The sequence below is a fragment of the Acinetobacter lwoffii genome (assembly GCF_024129355.1).
Lineage (GTDB): Bacteria > Pseudomonadota > Gammaproteobacteria > Pseudomonadales > Moraxellaceae > Acinetobacter > Acinetobacter lwoffii_I.
Genome location: NZ_JAMXXP010000023.1, coordinates 1 through 21,198, shown reverse-complemented (window position 1 = coordinate 21,198; position 21,198 = coordinate 1). Strand labels below are relative to the sequence as shown.

The 21,198-nt window shown below is 43.8% G+C and carries 22 protein-coding genes; 9 read left to right on the top strand and 13 right to left on the bottom strand.

All coding sequences use genetic code 11. The features are described from left to right. Window positions 1–13 precede the first annotated feature (13 nt). The 9 genes from recO to NI468_RS11135 all read right to left on the bottom strand — a co-directional run bounded on the left by recO (window position 14) and on the right by NI468_RS11135 (window position 7,936). Window positions 14–724 carry a DNA repair protein RecO gene (gene recO / locus NI468_RS11175; RefSeq protein WP_153566590.1) on the bottom strand — a complete coding sequence of 237 codons (711 nt, stop codon included), beginning with the start codon at window positions 722–724 and terminating at the stop codon, window positions 14–16. A gap of 11 nt (window positions 725–735) precedes the next feature. Continuing rightward, a complete protein-coding gene (locus tag NI468_RS11170; protein WP_004645619.1) occupies window positions 736–933 on the bottom strand; it encodes an NF038104 family lipoprotein in 198 nt (65 codons plus the stop codon). A 36-nt stretch (window positions 934–969) separates the two neighbouring features. Then, a complete protein-coding gene (gene era / locus NI468_RS11165) occupies window positions 970–1,998 on the bottom strand; it encodes a GTPase Era (protein WP_004279061.1) in 1,029 nt (342 codons plus the stop codon). After that, on the bottom strand, window positions 1,998–2,696 hold the full coding sequence (gene rnc / locus NI468_RS11160) for a ribonuclease III (RefSeq protein ID WP_004279062.1): 699 nt from the start codon (window positions 2,694–2,696) through the stop codon (window positions 1,998–2,000). The genes era and rnc overlap by 1 nt, the downstream gene beginning before the upstream one ends. Next, window positions 2,668–3,039 carry a DUF4845 domain-containing protein gene (locus NI468_RS11155; RefSeq protein ID WP_253101899.1) on the bottom strand — a complete coding sequence of 124 codons (372 nt, stop codon included), beginning with the start codon at window positions 3,037–3,039 and terminating at the stop codon, window positions 2,668–2,670. Before NI468_RS11155 ends, rnc begins: the two co-directional genes overlap by 29 nt. 23 nt (window positions 3,040–3,062) lie before the next feature. Beyond that, entirely contained in the window at window positions 3,063–3,890 is an 828-nt protein-coding gene (lepB, locus tag NI468_RS11150) for a signal peptidase I (RefSeq protein WP_253101897.1), read from the bottom strand. Between the two features lie 20 nt (window positions 3,891–3,910). Then, window positions 3,911–5,728: a translation elongation factor 4 gene (gene lepA / locus NI468_RS11145; protein WP_253101894.1), complete on the bottom strand. Its 1,818-nt coding sequence runs from the start codon at window positions 5,726–5,728 to the stop codon at window positions 3,911–3,913. A gap of 249 nt (window positions 5,729–5,977) precedes the next feature. Next, complete coding sequence (locus NI468_RS11140; protein WP_253101891.1) at window positions 5,978–6,430, bottom strand: acyl-CoA thioesterase; 453 nt, start codon at window positions 6,428–6,430, stop codon at window positions 5,978–5,980. Between the two features lie 120 nt (window positions 6,431–6,550). Next, window positions 6,551–7,936, bottom strand: a complete 1,386-nt coding sequence (locus NI468_RS11135) for a Do family serine endopeptidase (protein ID WP_005247518.1) — start codon at window positions 7,934–7,936, stop codon at window positions 6,551–6,553. Window positions 7,937–8,165: 229 nt separating this feature from the next. Here NI468_RS11135 and nadB point away from each other — a divergent pair, with 229 nt between their 5' ends. After that, on the top strand, window positions 8,166–9,800 hold the full coding sequence (gene nadB / locus NI468_RS11130; RefSeq protein WP_162131574.1) for an L-aspartate oxidase: 1,635 nt from the start codon (window positions 8,166–8,168) through the stop codon (window positions 9,798–9,800). 108 nt (window positions 9,801–9,908) lie between these two features. On the opposite strand, the gene NI468_RS11125 is transcribed toward nadB, so the two are convergent. The 4 genes from NI468_RS11125 to pabC all read right to left on the bottom strand — a co-directional run bounded on the left by NI468_RS11125 (window position 9,909) and on the right by pabC (window position 12,896). Then, window positions 9,909–10,325, bottom strand: a complete 417-nt coding sequence (locus NI468_RS11125) for a PaaI family thioesterase (protein WP_004645626.1) — start codon at window positions 10,323–10,325, stop codon at window positions 9,909–9,911. Window positions 10,326–10,421: 96 nt separating this feature from the next. Next, window positions 10,422–11,021, bottom strand: a complete 600-nt coding sequence (tmk, locus tag NI468_RS11120; protein ID WP_004645627.1) for a dTMP kinase — start codon at window positions 11,019–11,021, stop codon at window positions 10,422–10,424. Window positions 11,022–11,023: 2 nt separating this feature from the next. After that, window positions 11,024–12,082, bottom strand: coding sequence for an endolytic transglycosylase MltG (gene mltG / locus NI468_RS11115; protein ID WP_247143437.1), 1,059 nt, complete (start codon window positions 12,080–12,082; stop codon window positions 11,024–11,026). Window position 12,083: 1 nt separating this feature from the next. Then, window positions 12,084–12,896, bottom strand: coding sequence for an aminodeoxychorismate lyase (gene pabC / locus NI468_RS11110; protein WP_253101888.1), 813 nt, complete (start codon window positions 12,894–12,896; stop codon window positions 12,084–12,086). Between the two features lie 159 nt (window positions 12,897–13,055). Between pabC and NI468_RS11105 the strand changes: the two genes are divergently transcribed. The 8 genes from NI468_RS11105 (at window position 13,056) to NI468_RS11070 (ending at window position 21,073) form a co-directional block, all read left to right on the top strand. After that, window positions 13,056–14,063, top strand: coding sequence for a sulfate ABC transporter substrate-binding protein (locus NI468_RS11105; RefSeq protein ID WP_004645630.1), 1,008 nt, complete (start codon window positions 13,056–13,058; stop codon window positions 14,061–14,063). Window positions 14,064–14,238: 175 nt separating this feature from the next. Beyond that, window positions 14,239–15,252: a sulfate ABC transporter substrate-binding protein gene (locus tag NI468_RS11100; RefSeq protein ID WP_253101885.1), complete on the top strand. Its 1,014-nt coding sequence runs from the start codon at window positions 14,239–14,241 to the stop codon at window positions 15,250–15,252. Between the two features lie 32 nt (window positions 15,253–15,284). After that, window positions 15,285–15,890, top strand: coding sequence for an RBBP9/YdeN family alpha/beta hydrolase (locus tag NI468_RS11095; RefSeq protein ID WP_253101882.1), 606 nt, complete (start codon window positions 15,285–15,287; stop codon window positions 15,888–15,890). Window positions 15,891–15,976: 86 nt separating this feature from the next. Then, a complete protein-coding gene (gene cysT / locus NI468_RS11090; RefSeq protein WP_004279076.1) occupies window positions 15,977–16,810 on the top strand; it encodes a sulfate ABC transporter permease subunit CysT in 834 nt (277 codons plus the stop codon). Then, window positions 16,807–17,700: a sulfate ABC transporter permease subunit CysW gene (cysW, locus tag NI468_RS11085; protein ID WP_004279077.1), complete on the top strand. Its 894-nt coding sequence runs from the start codon at window positions 16,807–16,809 to the stop codon at window positions 17,698–17,700. The genes cysT and cysW overlap by 4 nt, the downstream gene beginning before the upstream one ends. 11 nt (window positions 17,701–17,711) lie before the next feature. Further along, window positions 17,712–18,773: a sulfate/molybdate ABC transporter ATP-binding protein gene (locus NI468_RS11080; protein ID WP_004645633.1), complete on the top strand. Its 1,062-nt coding sequence runs from the start codon at window positions 17,712–17,714 to the stop codon at window positions 18,771–18,773. Window positions 18,774–18,826: 53 nt separating this feature from the next. Beyond that, window positions 18,827–19,750, top strand: coding sequence for a CysB family HTH-type transcriptional regulator (locus tag NI468_RS11075; protein ID WP_253101879.1), 924 nt, complete (start codon window positions 18,827–18,829; stop codon window positions 19,748–19,750). A 93-nt stretch (window positions 19,751–19,843) separates the two neighbouring features. After that, window positions 19,844–21,073 (top strand): outer membrane protein transport protein, encoded by a 1,230-nt coding sequence (locus tag NI468_RS11070; RefSeq protein ID WP_253101939.1) that lies wholly within the window; start codon window positions 19,844–19,846, stop codon window positions 21,071–21,073. Window positions 21,074–21,198 lie beyond the last annotated feature (125 nt).

Below are 21,198 nucleotides of genomic sequence, written 5' to 3'. Positions count from 1 at the left end.
AATCTTTTCCTAACTACGATTGAGATTGAGAGTTTTGAATCCAGAGTTGTCGACTTTTTAATGGTCGATCACCAAGCAAGGCCGTGATCGCCTGTCGATACAGTTTCGTCAGTAATTGTAACTGTTCCGGATTAAAATCCCCACCATTTTCATACGTCAACATGCTTAAAATCTGTTGACCGGATAGGGTGGAGCGTAAGGCTTTGGCCGATGGCATAAAGCCGGCATTGAGCTGAAAATAATAGTGCTGTTGTGGATCAATCTGCGCCTGATTGGCATCTACCGAAAAATCCAGACCATAACCGAGTTCTTCCAGCAAAACATGCTCAAACTGGCGCAAGATCTGTTTTAAATATAAATTTGGATTAGATTGTACGGATAATTGCTGTAATGCAGTTAAGGTCTCAGCATATTTGGCAAAAGTTTGCGGCATTTCGACTTCTAAAGGACATAACCGCAACAGGATTTCATTCAGATAAAAACCCGAAAAAAAGGCATCGCCAAAAAAGAAAATCGGCTGATTGACAATTTCCAGTTTAGTAAAATTTTTGAGTTCGGATTTACCTGAAGCTTGCAAACGAATGGGCTGATATTGCGGTGGTGGCATTTGCCTGAGAATGCCGTCTACCCTGCCATATTCTTGGGTAAATAAATGCACAATATGACTGCGTTCACGGTACTTACGATGATGAATCAGATAGCCATGCAGTACTTCGTTACGCATAAGCGGGTACTTTAATCCTTATCTTTTTTTGATTTTTTATCATCTTCTTCGTCATCCCCATCCGGGATCACTGCGCCCACAACAGCCGCTGTACCTTTCACTGCGACTTTTGTGGTTTTATAAGCCACCTTGACAGGAACCGTGACCACTTTATGAATACAGCCTTGCAGAAATAAAACACATGCAACCACTGCCAACACTTTCATCATCACAGATTCCTCGAAGGGTCTTATCAAGTTTATCGCTTAGATATCACTATAACCTAAGCTTTTTAATGCACGTTCATCATCAGACCAGCCACCTTTGACTTTCACCCAAAGGGTTAACATGATTTTTTGCTCGAACATTTTTTCCATGTCGAGACGCGCATCCATACCGATTTTCTTCAGTTTGACACCTTTCTCGCCAATCACAATGGCTTTTTGGCTCGGACGATCGACAAAAATCGTGGCATCAATATAGGTACAGGCAGCTTTCATACGACCCGTTTTTTCATTCAAGACCGGCTCTTCAGTTTTGAATGATTCGATCTGAACGGTCAAATCGTATGGAAGCTCTTCACCCAGCTGACGCATGATCTTTTCACGGATAATTTCAGACGCCAGGAAACGCTCTGAACGATCGGTCAGTTGATCCAGTGAGTATAGTGGTGGCTGGAACGGAAGATACTTGGCAATCGTGTCACGTAAATGTTCAAGATTGGCACCACGAAGCGCAGATACCGGTACGATTTCCGCAAAGTTCATCAGCTTTTCGCGTTCACGAATCAGCGGCAAAGCTTCGTTCTTGTTTTCAAAAGTATCGAGCTTGTTGATCACCAGAATCACTGGCATTTCAGCATTTTTCAGCTTTTCCAGAACCAGGTCATCATTTGGCGTCCACTTTTGTGCATCCACTACGAATAAAACCAGGTTCACATCGCGTAAAGCCGAATGTGCCGCACGGTTCATCATTTTATTGATGGCACGGACTTCTTTTTTATGCATCCCCGGTGTATCGACAAATACCGCCTGAGATTTTTCACGTGAATCAATCCCCACGATTTTATGACGTGTAGTTTGTGGTTTACGTGAGGTAATCGAAAGTTTTTGACCCAGAATATGGTTCATTAAGGTAGATTTACCCACATTCGGGCGACCTACAATGGCAACAAAACCACTACGATAATCCGATGGGATCTCGGTGCCTTGTGCACTAAAAAATTGACTAATAAGGTCGTGACTGTCGCTTTGCGACTCGTGATCAGCATCAATGTGATCGGAATGAGTAGTCATTAAGACTTATGCTCCAAAAGTTTCAAAATATCCGCCGCAACGGCTTGTTCAGCAAAACGCCGGCTCGCGCCTTCGCCTTGCATGGTCGGCAATCCCGCAATCTGGCATTCCACTTTAAAATGCTGATTGGGTGCATCACCTTGAATATCTACAACCTCGTAAACTGGGAGAGGTTTCTTACGTGCTTGTAAATACTCTTGTAAGCGAGATTTAGGATCTTTAAGCTGATCTGTCGGCTCAATATGATCTAAATAGGGCTCGTACCATTTTAACACAATCGGTTCTAGCACAGTGAGATCACCGCAGTCGACATAGATTGCGCCAATAATGGCTTCTACTGTATCTGCCAGTATAGACTCACGATGATGACCACCAGATTTCAATTCACCGGTACTGAGAATTAAATTCTGGCTCAGTTTTAAATCATTGGCGATTTTTCCTAATGCTTCCTGACGAACCAGGGTTGCACGCATACGCGTTAACCGGCCTTCATTTTCGCTTGGATAGGCATTAAAAAGATAATTCGCAATGATCATCCCTAAAAGAGAATCGCCCAGAAATTCCAGGCGCTCGTAGTTGTGTTTATGACTGACTGAACGATGAGTCAATGCCAGTTTCAGCAAATCAGCCTGTTTAAACTGATAGCCGATCCGTTTGGCAAGACGTTCATCATTTAGCTTTGACTGTGCTTTGATCAAACTCTTTCTCAAACTTCATCACTAAATCGATATTCATTATGAAATTTTTACGAATTTCATAATTCTTGTGCACCTGTAAACCATCGGTATTGGTAACTTTGGCAATTTCGTCAAAATTTAGATCACGAATATTATTCATGTCTAAACGCTGACTCATCTGTTGACGGAATTTTTCTGGCGTTATATTGGCTGGAGCGCTTTTTAACAGCGCCTCAATCTCACCATCTACCATACGATCATCAAAGTATGGCCCCCACACCACAATCGCCACTTTTGCAAGAAATGCAAAGCCCACGATTGCAAATAAAACCCCAATATAAGAAGCACCTTGTTGATGTCTCATTTTTATTTTCCTGATTGAAACAATTAATCGATTGTTCCGTTTCGACCAAACGATGGCAATTTAAAGCCAGGTTCTTTATGCATCCAGATATAGAAGGCACGACCTGTTAAGTTTTCTTCCGGAATAAGCCCCCAGAAACGACTGTCAGCACTCTGATCGCGATTATCCCCCATCGCAAAGTAATGACCTTCTGGCACTTTCACTTCCCAATATAAACCATTTTCACCTGAATATTTACCATTTTCCAAATAGTTAATAAAAGGTGCCTGACGAGCGACATTCACGCCTTCCAGCTCACGCATGGTAAAGGTATGCTCACCCAGGGTTTCTTTATGATAAATAGCATTCGGGGTATCTAAGCGGTCTTTTTCGCGGCTAAATTCTACTGGAACTTTCGCTACTTTTTCACCATTAATGCTCAACTGGCCATGATCATAAACAATATGATCGCCTGGCAAGCCGACAATACGCTTGATATAACTGATGGTCGGTTGCGGTGGATAACGGAATACCGCCACATCACCACGTTCCGGACTGCCGGTATCAATAATTTTGGTATTGACCATAGGCAGTTTGATGCCATAGTCAAATTTATTCACCAGAATAAAATCACCAGTTTCCAGCGTCGGCACCATCGAATCGGATGGAATATTAAAAGGTTCATATAAAAACGAACGCAGTACCAGCACAATGGTCAGTACCGGCCAAAAGTCATAAGCCCAGGTGATAATGAAATTCTCATGGCCCTTACCTCGGGTTTGTCTTTGTTTCAAGACAAACTTGTCTAGCAACCACACTGCGACAAAAAACAGGGTCGCAGGCACAAGAATCAAATTAAAATCAAAATCCATGGGCTTATATCCTTATTATTTTAGCGTTCGACTTTTAATACGGCTAAGAACGCTTCTTGCGGGATTTCTACGCTACCCACCTGTTTCATGCGTTTCTTACCTTCTTTCTGTTTAGACAGAAGTTTTTTCTTACGTGACACGTCACCACCATAACACTTCGCCAATACGTTTTTACGCATCGCTTTCACAGTCGAACGTGCAATGATTTGCGCACCAATTGCCGCCTGAATCGCGACATCAAACATTTGACGTGGAATCAGGTCTTTCATTTTTTCAACCAGTGCAATACCACGATGACGTGCATCATTACGGTGACAGACCATCGCCAAGGCATCGACTTTTTCCCCATTGATCAAGACATCTACTTTGACTAAAGATGAGCTTTCAAAACGGACAAAGTTATAGTCCAGTGATGCAAAACCACGTGAACAAGACTTCAATTTATCAAAGAAGTCCATGACCACTTCGGCCATTGGAATTTCGAAAGTAATAGAAACCTGATTCGCCATAAACTTCATGTCTTTTTGCACACCACGGCGCTCAACACACAATGTCATGACGTTACCCAGGTATTCTTGCGGCACAAGAATATGACATTCAGCAATCGGTTCACGCAGATCTTCAACGGTTGAACCATCCGGCATTTTGGATGGACTGTCGATATAAATCGTCTGACCATTCTTCATCACCGCTTCATAAATTACAGTTGGCGCAGAAGAAATCAGGTCAAGATCGTATTCGCGTTCCAGACGTTCTTGTACGATCTCCATGTGCAGCATGCCCAAGAAGCCACAGCGGAAACCAAACCCGAGTGCATCTGAACTTTCAGGTTCAAAGAACAAGGCCGAGTCATTAATTTGTAGCTTATGCAATGCTTCACGGAAAGGTTCAAAATCGCTGGCATCAATTGGGAATAAACCGGCATAAACCTGCGGTTTCACCTTTTTAAAGCCCGGTAATGTTGCCACTTCAGGTGTCGCTGCCAGAGTAATCGTATCACCGACCGGTGCACCGAAAATATCTTTAATACCTGCAATCACAAAGCCAACTTCACCCGCTTCCAGCATACCGGTTTCAGTATGTTTCGGGTTAAAGATACCCACAGAAGTAATGATGTGCGTTTGACCTGTTGATTTAATCAACATTTTGTCGCCTTTACGCACACGACCTTGCTTGACCCGAACCAGAGAAACCACACCCAGGTAGTTATCAAACCAAGAATCCACAATCAGCGCTTGTAACGGCGCTTCGCGATCCCCCTCAGGTGCAGGAATTACATTGACCAGTGTTTCAAGCACACCTTCAATACCTAAACCTGTTTTTGCAGAACAGGTCGGCGCTTCTGTGGCTTCAATCCCGATGATGTCTTCAATTTCCTGAATCACACGTTCAGGTTCGGCTTGCGGCAAGTCAATCTTGTTTAGTACCGGAAGTACTTCCAGACCTTGTTCAATTGCGGTATAGCAATTGGCAACAGACTGTGCTTCTACGCCCTGCGCTGCATCTACCACCAGCAAGGCACCTTCACAGGCAGCAAGCGAGCGTGATACTTCATACGAGAAGTCGACGTGTCCCGGCGTATCAATAAAGTTCAATTGATACTCTTGACCATTGGGATGAGTATAGTACAAGGTTACCGAAGTGGCTTTAATGGTAATCCCACGTTCGCGCTCAAGCTCCATTGAGTCAAGGACTTGAGCCTGCATTTCACGATCTTGCAAACCGCCACAAGTTTGAATAAAGCGATCCGCTAGGGTCGATTTACCGTGATCAATGTGCGCAATAATCGAGAAGTTACGAATGTTTTTAATATCAACAGATTTTTTAGCTTGCGCCATGGGTTACCTTGAGAAAAACGCGCTATGTAATTTAAAAATATTACATAACAAAAGCCGAATAGAAATTGCGAAGGATTATAGCAGAATGGTGATCTAGAAAAAGAATTATATTTTTTCCTTTATCCTTGGTGTCGCGTACACGTCAGTCAGATGGAATCTGGGTTACTACGAGTAGAAGATAACTCTCAAATCACATTTCTTCCTCAATATTATCCAGATGTACTGAACAAACTGGAAAATATTGTCTCATTAATCCAGATATAAAATGGAAAAATCAAAAGGATTTACATGCTCTGAAAGTGGCTGATAAGCTTGAGTAAAAGTTGGTGACATGCGTTTTGGGCGCCCTGTGGCCATTTCAATACAGGCCCATTGCGTACTTCCGGTAAATAACACGGTCTGATCCTGTGGTCGATAAAATGCGTATTGTCTAAAGGAATACAGGGCATTGATATCATTCAGCCAGGTGCGCAGAATAATCTCGTCCCCCTCAAAAGCTGCCTTGCGATATTGCACCTGATGCTCAACCGCGACCATGGCATGTTTCAGTTCCACATATTGCTTGAGCCCCAGGCCCAGTTTTTCAATATGAGCTGATGCGACATCCTGCATCCATTGCATATAGACCACATTGTTCACATGACCCAAACCATCAATATGTTTGGCTTGTACCTTTAAAGAAAGATCAAAAATACCACTCACTTTGCTGTTATCCTTTCCATGATTTTAAGGCTATAGAGTCTACCGAATTTATCGCTGGGGTAAATTGCAAAAAATAAAAAACCGCTTATACAAGCGGTCTTTCACAAAAATCTAGCAATTTTATGAGATACGCATCCCGACCACCGCAAGCTGCCCCTGACGAATCAAGGTCACGCGCGCGATGCTACCCTTTTTCAGTTCAGACACCTCCTGCACAAACTGATTTGAATTCAGTACTGTCTGGTTATTAATTTGAGTGATCACATCATTCGGCATGATTCGTGCCTGTGCTGCAATACCACCCGGACGTACATCCTGAATCACCACACCGCCTTTGATTTCCAGACTCGCCAACTCTGCTGGACTTAAGTCACGAATTGAAACCCCGATCACTGGTCCTTTGTTTGGTTGAGCCTGTGTGCCTGCTTTTGCCGGGGTATCATCTGGTGCCGCACTTAAAGTCGCTGCAATACTACGACGTTTATCATCACGCAAGATTTCAAGTTGTACCTGCTGCTGAGGTGCAGTACGGTTCAGATAGTTCAACAGTTCACTGGTACGTGAAATTGGGGTACCGTTGTATTTCAAGATGACATCACTGGCACGCAGACCTGCACGTGCAGCCGGAGAGTTTGGTGCAACCTGAGTTACCAGAGAACCTTCTGGTTTAGGCAGGTTATAAGATTCGGCCAGGTTACGGTCGATATCCTGTAAACTTACGCCCAGATAAGAGCGGGTCACTTTACCATTCTTCTTCAGTTGATCTGCAACTTCCATTGCCACATCAATCGGAATCGAGAAGGACAAACCCATATACCCACCGGTTCCACTAAAGATCCGTGAGTTCACTCCAACCACTTCACCACGCTGGTTAAACAGAGGGCCACCGGAATTACCTGGGTTTAGAGCCACATCGGTCTGGATAAAAGGGACTGCAGTTTCACCCATCATGTTGCGCATTTTGGCACTGACAATTCCAGCAGAAGCAGAATAATCAAAGCCAAATGGCGAACCAATGGCAAGAACAGGCTCACCAACACGTAAGCGTCCGACATCTCCTGTGCGTAATTCTGGAAAATTCGAGCCATTAACTTTAAGCAAAGCTACGTCAGTTCGTGCATCACTCCCTACAACAGTGGCATCAATTTCACGACGGTCATTCAGGGTAATGGTAACTTTGGAAGCATCCTCAACCACATGATGATTGGTCAGCAGATAACCATCCTTGCTGATAAAAAATGCACTACCATAACCCGTCTTTTCCTGTGGCATACGCTGCTGCGGAATAATCACCTGATTGCCAAAAAAGCGACGCAGAATTTCCGGGACTTGTTGTTGTAAGAGCTCTTCTTCGCTCATTTTTTTAACGACATTGACACTGACTACAGCAGGACTGACCTGCTCAACCAGATTTGAAAAATCAACCGGCGTGACCGCCTGCAACTGTGCAGCACTCATGGTCAGGGTCGCTGCAAATAATCCTTTTTTTAAGTCTAGAATTTTCATATAAATTATTCACTCAAATTATTGATAAATTTATGTAAATAGGTTTTATCACAAACACTGTAAAGTTTAAGTAATAATATGTTTCAATACTTTATTCTGGGCAATATCTCATTATTAAAGCATTAAGTTAAGGCTTTGATTAATTTTTTTCATCAATAAATGAGCACTTCAACGCTTGCCTTTTGTACAAAAAAGCGCTGTTATTACCAAACTTTTTTAAAATTAGCTGATGGACATGTCTAATTTATCCCTTACCCATCAATTTGACGTCATTATTGTGGGCAGTGGCGGTGCTGGTTTAAGTTTAGCCTTATCGCTCCCAGATCATTTTAATATTGCAGTCTTAGCGAAATCCACCCTGACAGATGCCAGTACCTTTTATGCTCAAGGCGGCGTGGCCGCAGTATTGGATGAAATGGACTCAATTGAACAGCATATTGATGACACGATGATTGCAGGCGCACAGCTATGTGAAATGGATGCGGTTAAACAGACGGTAGAAGGTGGCAAACCTTCAGTTGATTTCCTGCTGAAACACGGCGTGCAATTTACTCTGGATGAACAGGAACAGTTACATCTCACCCGTGAAGGTGGTCATTCACAGCGCCGAATTATTCATGCGGCCGATGCGACTGGTCGTGCCATTTCCACCACCTTGGTACAACGGGCCCAAGAAAAACAGAATATTAAAATCTTTGAAAATTATATTGCGATTGACCTGATCTGTTCACAAAAGCTCGGTTTAGACGGCGATAATCGTGCGCTGGGTTTATATGCCCTGGATGAAACAACTGAAAAAGTGCATACCTTCTTGGCTCCATTTACCGCCCTTGCCTGTGGCGGTGCTATGAAAGCTTATCTTTACACCTCAAATCCCGACATTGCCACGGGTGATGGTATTGCCATGGCTTATCGTGCCGGCTGCCGGGTCGCCAACATGGAATTTAACCAGTTTCACCCGACCTGCCTTTATCATCCACAAGCACGTTCTTTCCTAATTACTGAAGCAATGCGTGGCGAAGGCGCTTATCTGCGCCTGCCTGATGGTGAACGCTTTATGCTGCGTTTTGACGAACGCGCCGAACTCGCACCGCGTGATATTGTGGCACGTGCCATCGACTATGAAATCAAGCGTCTCGGTATTCGTCATGTCTGGCTGGACATTACCCATAAAGATGAAAGCTTTGTCAAAGAGCATTTCCCGACTCTGTATGCCCGTTTGCTTGAACTAGGGATCGATATTACCAAAGACATGATTCCAGTCGTTCCGGCAGCCCATTACACTTGCGGTGGCGTCGTGGTCGATGAAAACAGTCAGACTGATATTGCTGGACTCTATGCAATTGGGGAAACCTCTTATACTGGCCTGCATGGTGCTAACCGTATGGCCAGTAACTCACTTTTAGAATGTTTTGTCTATGGAATGAGTGCAGCCAAGCACATTCAGGAAAATTTCAAGGCCGATCAGCCAGCTCCTGCAGTCCCAGCTTGGGATGATTCTCAGGTGACCAACCCGGATGAGGATGTGGTGATTCTGCAAAACTGGGATGAACTGCGTCAAACCATGTGGAACTATGTCGGAATCGTACGCACGACGAAGCGTCTGGAACGTGCATTACATCGTATTGAAATGCTGAAAAAAGAAATTACCGAGTATTATCAGGATTACCAGGTCAGCAAAAATCTGATTGAGTTACGTAATCTGGTGCTGGTGTCCGAGATGATTGTACGCTGTGCCATGCACCGCAAAGAATCTCGCGGTCTGCATTTCACCCTGGATTATCCAGAGCTGCTACCAGAACTACGCAAAACAGTCCTCGTCCCACCAAATTTTGAAGTGGAAACACCTTTGGTGAATTGTTAAAAGTCGATGGAGATAACATCCTTGGATGATATCTCCTTTTCTTTTTAGATTTTTATTTGCTCAAAGTCAGCTTAGGCTATTTATAGCCAGTCTTCTAATTTCAAATATTTAACGTTGTGGTGGAATTGAATATGTTCCGGTCACATGCGCCACAGGTTCTTCATGATCTATCGAATAAATCCAGACTTCTCCCACGATCAGTGCCTTGCCGACCTTGATCAGCTTACATTCTCCCCGTATATCCGTTCCACCAGAAGGTTTACGTAAGAAGTTGATATTCAGATTGGTCGTGACAGCCAAACCGACCAATCCAATTTCACCCAGAATGGCGACATAAAGAGCAAAATCCGCCAAGGTCATCATGGTTGGGCCAGAAACTGTGCCGCCTGGACGCAATTCCTCTGATCTCACCTGATAAAGCAGAGTGGCTCCACGCGGCGAAACCTCCTCAATTCGGCACTTCTCCAGGCTTTGTGGAAATTCTTGTTGTAAAAATTGTTCTATCTCTGTTTTGGTCGTTTTCATCTTATTAAAAAAATCTTCTATATCAGCCTTAATATAGAAGATTCTTCATAGATAAACCTAGAGAAAAATTAAATAAAAAGTATTTTAATTCCAAGCTTATTTTAAATAACTTAAGGCCTGCTCAAATACCTGCTCAGGCGTTTGAGTTGCATCCAGACGTTTGATCCGTTCAGGATGACGTTGCCATAAAGTTTCATATCCCGCTCTCACTTTCTCAAAGAAAGTGACTTTTTCCTGTTCAAAGCGATCCAGCGCACCACGTTCACGTGCTCGGTTCATCCCCAATTCAATAGGCGCTTCTAACCAGAAAGTAATGTCCGGCATGCGTGCGACAAAGTGGTCATTGAGTAATTGCAACTTTGTTTCACTGAGACCCCGACCTGCACATTGATAGGCAAAGCTGGCATCGCTAAAACGGTCACACAGGACAATTTTCCCGGCTGCTAATGCAGGCAGAATCACTTGTGCCAGATGCTGGGCACGCGCTGCATACATCAATAACAGCTCGGTATCATGCGCCATGGCTTCTTCATGGTTTACAGCCAGCAACAGCGAGCGAATCTGCTCGGCCATTGGTGTTCCCCCCGGTTCGCGAGTCAAAATAACATCTTTGCCCTGGGCGATAAAATCTTCATAGATCGAACGAATGAGCGTGGTTTTACCTACACCTTCTGTGCCTTCAAAGCTAATAAACATACTCATTCCTTATTTTTCGAGCGTAAAATCGTCAGATATTCCTGTACGGCTTTATTGTGGTCATTCAGATTGCTCGTGAATTTATGTCCACCATTGCCGGTAGCAACAAAATACAGATTGTCAGAATTATCTGGATGCATGGCTGCTTCAATGGCTTTCTTGCTTGGCAAGGCAATTGGCGTTGGCGGCAAACCTGAAATGGTATAGGTGTTATACGGCGTCGGTGTGCGTAAATCCTTGCGGGTAATATTGCCGTTATAGCTGTCACCCATTCCATAAATCACTGTTGGATCGGTCTGTAAACGCATGCCAATTTTTAAACGGCGTACAAATACCCCAGAAACCTGTTCCAATTCACGATCTACACTGGTCTCTTTTTCAATAATCGATGCCATAATCAGCGCGTCATATTTATTCTGATATGGCAGATCAGTTGCACGTTTCGCCCACGCCTCATCCAGTGCTTTCATCTGTCGCTGATAAAGATTGGTCAGAATTTTACGGTCAGTTTCACCTTTGGCAAAGAAATAAGTATCCGGTGCAAACAGCCCTTCAGGATGTGAAAACGGAATATTCAGTTCTTTGAGTAATTGCTCAGTAGGCAGATGCAGCACTTCTTTGGTGACCAGATCATTTTTCTTCAGGGCATCAATCAGTTGCTTAAAAGTCGTTCCTTCAATCACCAGAATCCGGCTCATCTGGGCATTGTCTGCATCGGAAATCATCTCCAAGACCTGACGGATGCTCATGCCCTGGCGCACTTCATACACGCCCGCTTTCATGCTGTCATGAATCATGATGCGCTGATACAGCTTGAGAATGATCGGAAAACTCACCTGATTTTCTTTGGCCAGACGATCAATAAAACCGGAATAGGTTTGACCAGATTCAATCGCGAGCAGCTGTTTTTTTCCTTCGACAGGATACTCCTTCCACAAACTGCTTTTCAGGATCAACGCCAAGATCAAAGCAATCCCCATCAGGACCAAGGCAATTCCTTTGAAAGATGAGGAGAATCTCGCTTTATTTTTCTTTTTGGCTTTAGGTTTGGAAGCTGACATATTAAGACATCTGGTTCAATCGAAGACGGTTAAAAATTTCAATACAAGCATCGCCATCCAAGGTTCGCTGCTCAAATTGCGTGACAATTTTCATCGGGCTGAGTGCATTGCAGAAAAACAGGCTTTGAATATGGTTGATTTCATCCATATCAATACAGCGTTGCTGACAGCTAATTCCCTGATCTTGCATACGTTGTAGAATTTCTGCACGCATGACACCGAAGACGCCATTATAACGAAGTTCCGGCGTAATCCATGTATTGTTTATACGAATAAAACAATTACTGCTTACCCCTTCGACAACACCGCCCTGTACATCTGTCACCAGGGCCTCAGGCCAGCCGCTTTGATCTGCTTCCTGTTTCAGCAAAACCTGCTCTAGACGGTTTAAGGTTTTTAGCCCTACCAGACTCGGCATCGTCAGTCCTAATGCCTGCTGTAAAATGCCACTTTGAATCTGCTCAAACTTAAAATCCTGTACGGTTTGAGGATAATAAAATAGCCAGAGATCTGCGGGATGATCCGGCAAACTATAACCGCGCTGACCCACTCCACGACTGAGCACAATCTTTAATGTCCCGTTCAGCTTACCCTCTGATTCCCCGAGAAGCTGTAAACTTTCCGTGATCAGATCGAGATTGGCATTCAGGCTTAAGCTCTGATTGCTGTTTTGCAAACGTGTCAAATGACGATCATACAATTCAATCCGGTTATGTCGAATCCGGGCCGTAGTAAAACAACCATCACCATAATGAAAGCCACGATCCAGCACCTCTATATGACTGACACGTTGGGCATTTTTTAAATACAGCATATTTTTACGGTCTCTAAAATATAAATTGAACAGTAATATCCAGGCTTCACCTATATATCTCTTTTACTCACATCCAATTCTTTTTTAATTATTTTTTATGCAAAAAAACTCAAGCTATTCTTGCCTCATCTAACAAAAGCTAAAAAACTTGAGGAAAAAATGAGCATTCGTAAATTAAAAATTGGGGTATTGGCAGCACTGGTATCAGCAAGCGCTTTTAGTGTCTCTGCAAAAGATTTCCTAAACGTTTCATATGACCCGACTCGTGAATTATATGACAATTTCAATAAGGAATTCAGCGCATACTGGAAAAAAACCACCGGTCAGGATATTAACTATAAACAGTCACATGGCGGTTCAGGCAAACAGGCACGTGCCGTGATTGACGGACTGGATGCCGATGTTGTAACACTGGCACTGGCAGCAGATATTGATGAAATTGCAGAACGTGGTTTGCTGCCTAAAGACTGGCAAAAGAAATTCCCGCAGAATTCGACACCCTATACTTCAACCATCGTTTTTCTTGTACGTAAAGGCAATCCAAAAGGAATCAAAGACTGGGGAGATCTGGTTAAACCAGGCGTAGACATTATTACCCCGAACCCAAAAACTTCAGGTGGTGCACGCTGGAATTATCTGGCTGCCTGGGCGTGGGCCAAACACCAGAAAGGTGGCAATGATGCCAAAGCACAAGACTTTGTCCGTCAAATCTACAAACAAACCAAAGTACTGGATTCGGGTGCACGTGGTGCTACCACGACTTTCGCTGAACGCGGGATTGGGGATGTATTACTGGCTTGGGAAAATGAAGCACATTTGGCCGTCCGCGAACAGCCGGGAAAATTTGAAATCATTACTCCTTCTCTGTCTATTCTGGCTGAACCACCCGTGGCAATCGTAGAAAAAAATGCCAAGAAAGATGGTAATGAACATCTGGCCAAAGCCTATTTAAATTACCTCTATTCACCTGCTGGACAGACTGTGGCGGCGAAAAACTTTTACCGTCCACGTAATGCGAATGTATTAAAGCAATACAGTACCGTATTCAAGTCCTTAAAACTGGTCACCATTGATAAAGAATTTGGTGGCTGGACCAAGGTTCAGAAACAGCATTTTGACAATGGCGGTGTGTTTGATCAGATTGTCAAAGCCAATCACGCAAAATAATACTTTAAATGCAGTTCATTATGGCCTTTATTCATAAGGCCATTCTTATTTCAAACACTTAAGAGCTTATTTATCTCTTTTTTTCATATAAAATTCATTTTTAATTATTTTTTATGCATAAAGAATAAGTTTATTCTGCGCTTATGTTACAGAACATATCAGAGATTCAGTCCAGATGAGCATTTCAAACACATTAAAACTTGGGGTTTTAGCAGCTGTTATCTCGGCAACCTCATTTGGTGCAGCAGCACGTGATTTTCTCAATGTATCCTATGATCCGACCCGTGAACTGTATGAAGATGTAAATAAGAATTTTGGCAAATATTGGGAAAGCCGTACCGGTCAAAAAATCAATTTCAAGCAATCGCATGGCGGTTCAGGCAAACAGGCACGTGCCGTGATTGATGGTCTGGATGCAGATATCGTAACGTTAGCATTGGCTGCCGATATTGATGTGCTGGCAGAAAAAGCTAAACTGTTACCTGCGGACTGGCAGAAGAAATTGCCGCAAAACTCGACGCCTTATACTTCAACCATCGTGTTCCTGGTGCGTAAAGGCAATCCGAAAGAGATTAAGGACTGGGGTGATCTGGTCAAACCGGGCGTAGCAATCATTACCCCAAACCCGAAAACTTCAGGCGGTGCACGCTGGAATTATCTGGCGGCTTGGGCTTGGGCCAAACATCAGGCGGGCGGCAACGATAAGACTGCGCAAGAATTTGTTCGTAAAATTTATAAAAATACCAAAGTTCTGGATTCCGGGGCACGTGGTTCAACCACGACCTTTGCTGAACGTGGCATTGGGGATGTTTTACTCGCATGGGAAAACGAAGCGCATTTAGCCCTTCGCGAACAGCCGGGCAAGTTTGAAATTATTACCCCTTCTCTGTCGATTCTGGCTGAGCCACCGGTGGCGATTGTAGAAAAAAATGCCAAGAAAAAAGGCAACCAGCACTTGGCTCAAGGTTATTTGAACTTCCTGTATTCGCCATTGGGTCAAGACCTGGCAGGTAAACATTATTATCGTCCACGTAATGCCAAAGTACTGGCCAAATACAGCCAAGTATTTAAGCCATTAAAACTGGTGACGGTTGATCAGGAATTTGGCGGCTGGAACAAAGTACAAAAGGCTCACTTTGAAAATGGTGGTGTATTTGACCAGATCTTTAAAGCCAACAGCGCGAAATAATTTTCCAAGCTGATTGATATAGGAGCATCGACATGATTCATACGCTTATCGTTCCTGGTGTAGGTGGCAGTGAATACAACCACTGGCAAACCTGCTTACAGCACCGGCTGATTCGATGCTCCCGTGTGCAGCAAAAGGACTGGAATCATCCGGTACTGGATATCTGGGTAGCAGAATTTGTCAAAACTCTGCAAGCCATTCCAGCAGAGGTTCAGATTGTCGCACACAGCTTTGGCTGTCTGACCAGTATTGCGGCCCTTGCCCAACATCCCGAACTCAATGCAAAAGTAAAAAATCTGCTATTGGTGGCACCAGCTAATCCGGCACGATTTGGGGAAAATGGTTTTTCGCGCGACAGTCAGACTGACTACAGCACCTATTTTCAACAGCTCAAGCTTCAGGTGCCCACCACGTTATTGATCAGTGAAAATGATCCCTGGTTAAGTTTTGAAGATGCCCACATACTGGCCCAAACCTGGAAAATCAAACCAATTAATCTGGGTGCAGTCGGTCATGTCAATGTCGCTTCTGGTTTTGGCCCTTTTCCTGAAATTGAACACTATTTGATTTCAGAAAACACTATGCCCCATATCAACAAAGTTGATGAGAGCAAGTGTTATTTTAAATTTGCATTTTAGTCGCTGCAAATTATGCTTGTGCCCAAATTGTTTTTTTATTTTAGCTGATTGACTTCAATCAGCTTTCTCTCTTCTGAGGAGTAATCATGTCGCAGCGATCCCGAGTGCTGCCAGGATTTGGTCTTTCTCTAGGCTTTACCCTAGCGTATTTGTCATTAATCGTTTTGATCCCGCTGTCAGCTGTTTTTATTAAATCACTGGGCATTGGCTGGGATGGCTTATGGGAAATCCTGAGCTCTGAACGTATCTTGAAATCATTGCAGTTAAGTTTCACCGCGGCCATTGTCGCTGCACTGGTCAATGTAGTGTTTGGCCTGTTACTGGCGTGGTGTCTGGTACGTTACAGCTTTCCGGGCAAACGTATTGTCGATGCCCTGGTAGATTTGCCTTTTGCCTTACCCACTGCGGTTGCGGGTATTGCCTTGACCTCTTTATATGCACCGACCGGCTGGATTGGTCAATATTTAGAACCGATTGGCATTCAAGTCGCTTATACCCCGATTGGTATTACACTGGCATTGATCTTTATTGGTCTGCCTTTTGTAGTGCGTACGGTTCAGCCAGTCCTTAGCGATCTGGAAACCGAACTGGAAGAAGCTGCATCTGCATTGGGTGCCAACCGTTTTCAGATTGTGACCAAAGTGATTTTCCCAATTCTGCTGCCTGCGCTGATCACTGGCTTCGCTTTAGCCTTTGCCCGTGGTGTCGGTGAATATGGTTCAGTGATCTTTATTGCTGGTAACCAGCCTTTTGAAACGGAAATTGCACCCTTAATGATTATTTCTCGCCTAGAAGAATATGACTATGCCGGTGCAACCACGATTGCTGTCGTCATGCTACTGATTTCCTTCGTGATGCTATTCCTGATTAACTTATTACAGGCATGGGCTAGCCGTCGTACCGGGAGAACTGCGCGATGAGTTTAAATACCAACAGCAATGCGCTGGCTGAAAAGTTGCAATCCCGTGATGCAACCCGTGAGCCAACTTGGGTACGCTATACGCTGCTCACTATTGCGCTGATTTTCTTTTTAAGCTGCTTGATTCTGCCCTTGATTCTGGTTTTTGTTGAAGCCTTTAAACAAGGGGTTGGCGTTTATACCCAAGCGCTGGTGCATCCGGATACTCTGTCGGCAGTAAAACTTACCTTGCTGACGGCTGCAATCGCAGTACCGCTCAACGTCGTATTTGGTGTTGCGGCAGCCTGGTCTGTAGCGAAGTTCAACTTTCCGGGGAAATCATTCCTGACCACCATTATTGATCTCCCTTTCTCGGTTTCACCTGTGATCGCGGGTATGATGCTGGTGCTGATTTTCGGTACCCAAGGCTGGATGGGTTCTTGGCTGATGGATCACGATATCAAGATCCTTTATGCAGTGCCTGCGATTGTCCTAGCGACTATCTTTATTACGGTACCTTTTGTTGCGCGTGAGCTAATTCCGTTAATGGAAGCACAGGGGACCGAAGAAGAAGAAGCTGCGATTGTACTCGGTGCATCTGGCTGGCAGACTTTCTGGAAAGTGACCCTGCCCAATATCAAATGGGGTCTGATCTACGGCGTGATTCTGTGTAATGCGCGGGCTATGGGTGAATTTGGTGCGGTGTCGGTGGTTTCTGGCCATATCCGTGGTGAAACCAACACCTTACCGCTACACGTCGAAATTCTTTATAACGAATATACCTTTAGTGCTGCGTTTGCCGTGTCTTCGCTTCTGGCTCTCCTCGCAATTGTGACCCTGATTTTAAAAACATGGGTGGAACTGCGCCAGGAAAAACAAGACAAACGTAATGAAGATTCAACAGTTTCTTAAGGAATGCCCACATGAGTATTCAAGTACAAAATATTGAAAAACACTTTGGTGCATTCCATGCACTTAAAAATATCTCGCTGGATTTCCCAGATGGTCAACTGGTCGCACTTCTTGGTCCATCCGGCTGTGGTAAAACCACTTTGCTACGGATTATTGCCGGTCTGGAATCTGCGGATGGCGGTCAGGTGATTTTAGAAGGTCAGGATGCCACCAATGTACATGTGCGTGAGCGTGAAGTTGGCTTCGTATTCCAGCACTATGCCCTGTTCCGTCATATGACGGTATTTGACAACATCGCCTTTGGCCTGCGTGTACGTCCACGTAAAACTCGTCCATCCGAAGCGGAAATTAAAAAACGTGTGACACGTTTACTCGACTTGGTTCAGCTTGGTTTCCTGGCTGACCGATATCCAGCTCAACTTTCTGGTGGTCAGCGTCAGCGTATTGCCCTTGCACGTGCTCTGGCCGTTGAACCACGTGTATTATTACTAGATGAACCTTTCGGTGCACTGGATGCCAAAGTGCGTAAGGAACTGCGTCGCTGGTTACGTACCCTGCATGACGAATTGCATATTACTTCGATCTTCGTGACTCATGATCAGGAAGAAGCACTTGAAGTTGCAGATCAGATCGTAGTAATGAACAAAGGCAATGTAGAGCAGATCGGTTCACCGCGTGAGGTCTATGAAACCCCGAAAACTCCATTTGTATTCGACTTTTTGGGTCAGGCGAACCGTTTTGAAGGTCAGAACAATGCAGGCATCATCCAGCTCGGTGAAGACCGCATTCAATTTGAGGGTGCAAAAAATGCCGCTCAAGGTGAAGTGATTTTATTCGCACGTCCAGATGAACTACGCATCCATGCACAGCCACACGACAATGCCATTCAAGCGACTTTCATTCGTGAATTATGGATCGCGGGTAAAGTCGTTGCAGAGCTAAATGACCGTCAAGGCAATCTGATTGAAATTTTACTGACGCCTGATGAAGCGAGAGCGCATCAATTCCGCCCAAATCAAACTGTTTGGTTAAGTGCGGTGAATTTGCATTTATTTGAAAACCAGGTCGCTTAAGATCAAAAGATGGGGCTTTAAAATGCCCCATCCTCTTCTAGGGTAAGAGAATTATGAATTTCCAACAATTAAGAATTATACGAGAAACGGTTAGACAAAACTTTAATTTAACTGAAGCTTCTGCTGCGCTTTATACTTCACAGTCCGGGGTAAGTAAGCATATTAAAGATCTGGAAGATGAACTGGGGGTGCAGTTATTTATCCGTAAAGGTAAACGTCTACTGGGCTTAACCGAACCAGGTCAGGCACTTTTAGGCATTGTGGAACGCATGCTGGTCGATGCCGACAATATCAAACGTCTGGCCGATGATTTCAATAAAGTCGATGAAGGCACATTGACGATTGCCACGACGCATACCCAGGCGCGTTATGTGTTGCCACCAATTGTCAGCCAATTCAAAAAAGAATTCCCTAAAGTACATTTGATTTTGCAACAGGCCAGCCCGGTTGAAATCACGGAAATGCTGCTGCAAGGTCAAGCCGATATCGGTATTGCGACCGAAGCACTCACCACTGAAGATAATCTGGCCAGCGTACCTTATTATAACTGGCAGCATAGTATTATTACCCCGCAGAATCATCCACTGGCAAGCAAAGAGCACGTGCGTATTGAAGATCTGGCGCATTACCCGATTATCACTTATCACGGTGGTTTTACCGGTCGCTCCAAGATTGATACCGCCTTTGAAGAAGCTGGTTTTGATGTGGATATTGTGATGTCCGCACTTGATGCCGATGTCATCAAGACCTATGTAGAAATGAATATGGGTGTCGGCATTGTCAACGATGTGGCCTATGACCCGGAGCGTGATTACCGCTTAAAGCAGATTAAAACCGATATTTTCGGCATAAATACCACTTGGATTGCAGTGCGTAAAGGTCATTTACTGCGAGGTTATGGCTACGAGTTTATTTCACTCTGTTCCCCAGACGCAGATATTAAGGCACTGAAAAAAGTGGCTTATCCAGACGAATAAAGTGCAATATTTTAAGTTTTTAATCAAAGAGGCTACATGGCCTCTTTTTTATTTTTTGAGTGGATAAAGAATATAAATATCAAGCATAATCACGTGCATAATAAATTCAATTATACCAAGATGATCAATAATAAATTTGCTCTTTTCTCCATGGGCTTGTTTTTCTCCGGGTCAGGTTATGCAGCAGCGTTTGAACAATCTAACCAAAGCATTCAATCGTTTTTTGAAAAAAATCATTATGCTGAAGTTTCATTGGCCTGGGTTCGCCCTGATATCAGCGGTCAGGTACAACATACCGAAGAGCTGCAACAATTAGGCATCACCGATTTTTCTACAGGAAATCTTGCCCATAACCAATTGATCTCAAATGCCGCATTAAAATTCCAGTTGCATCCTCAAGTGTCGTGGGGACTGATTTATGATCAGTCTTATTCTATAGATATCGCTTATCATTATGATCCTGTTTTTGCAGGTGCAGCACTTCCAATTGAGGCTGCTACCATTCAATTTGAGAGCCATAATTTGACCTCATTAATTGGCTTTCAACCAAACGATAACTGGAATTTTTATACAGGGCTAAGTTATCAAAGCTTAGAGGGAAATTTATATTTATCCGGGCAGACATTTTATATATTCAATGGTTATCGAGCCACATTTGAACAAGATCCCGCTTGGGGTTGGCTTGCTGGAATCAGTTATCAGATTCCTGAATATTTTTTTAGAACCGCACTGACCTATCGTTCTGCAATTACTCATCACAATAAAACCACTGAATCCATTATTGTAGGTACAAATCCAGCACCTTATACAGAAATTCAAACTCCACAGTCTGTGAACTTGGATTTTCAGACAGCTTTAACTGATCAAAATGCGCTCTATGGCACGCTGCGTTGGTCAAACTGGCAAAATTTCGTGATCCAGCCGCCTAAATTTGGCGCTGTAATTGACTATGCGGCCTTACAGTTCCCTGAAGTAAAATCTTTTAGAATGATTGATTATCGTAAGGATCAATGGTCTGGAAAAATCGGACTTGTTCATCAATGGCCATCTTTTGGCATAAATTCGATCGAAATTTTATGGGATTCTGGTACAGGAAATCCGGCTTCAACATTGAATCCGAGTGATGGCTATTGGGGCATCGGACTAGCTCATCTTTATAAGATTCAACAGACTTGGGATATTGCGACAGGCCTATATTATTTAAAGTTTCAAAAACCTGAAATTTCCTCATCCGAACCTATTACGCCACAGATTGCAGGTTTATCTGCAGTTTCTGAAAATAGTGCTTTAATCCTAGGTTTGAAACTGGGTTATCACTTTTAAAATTGTTCTAAAAAAATAAAAAATGGGCCGAAGCCCACTGCTGTCCCATAGTTTGCTTTAAATAAAAAAACCTGAGTCCTAACAGTTAAAATATGAGTGCAAACAAACACTTTAACGACCAGGAT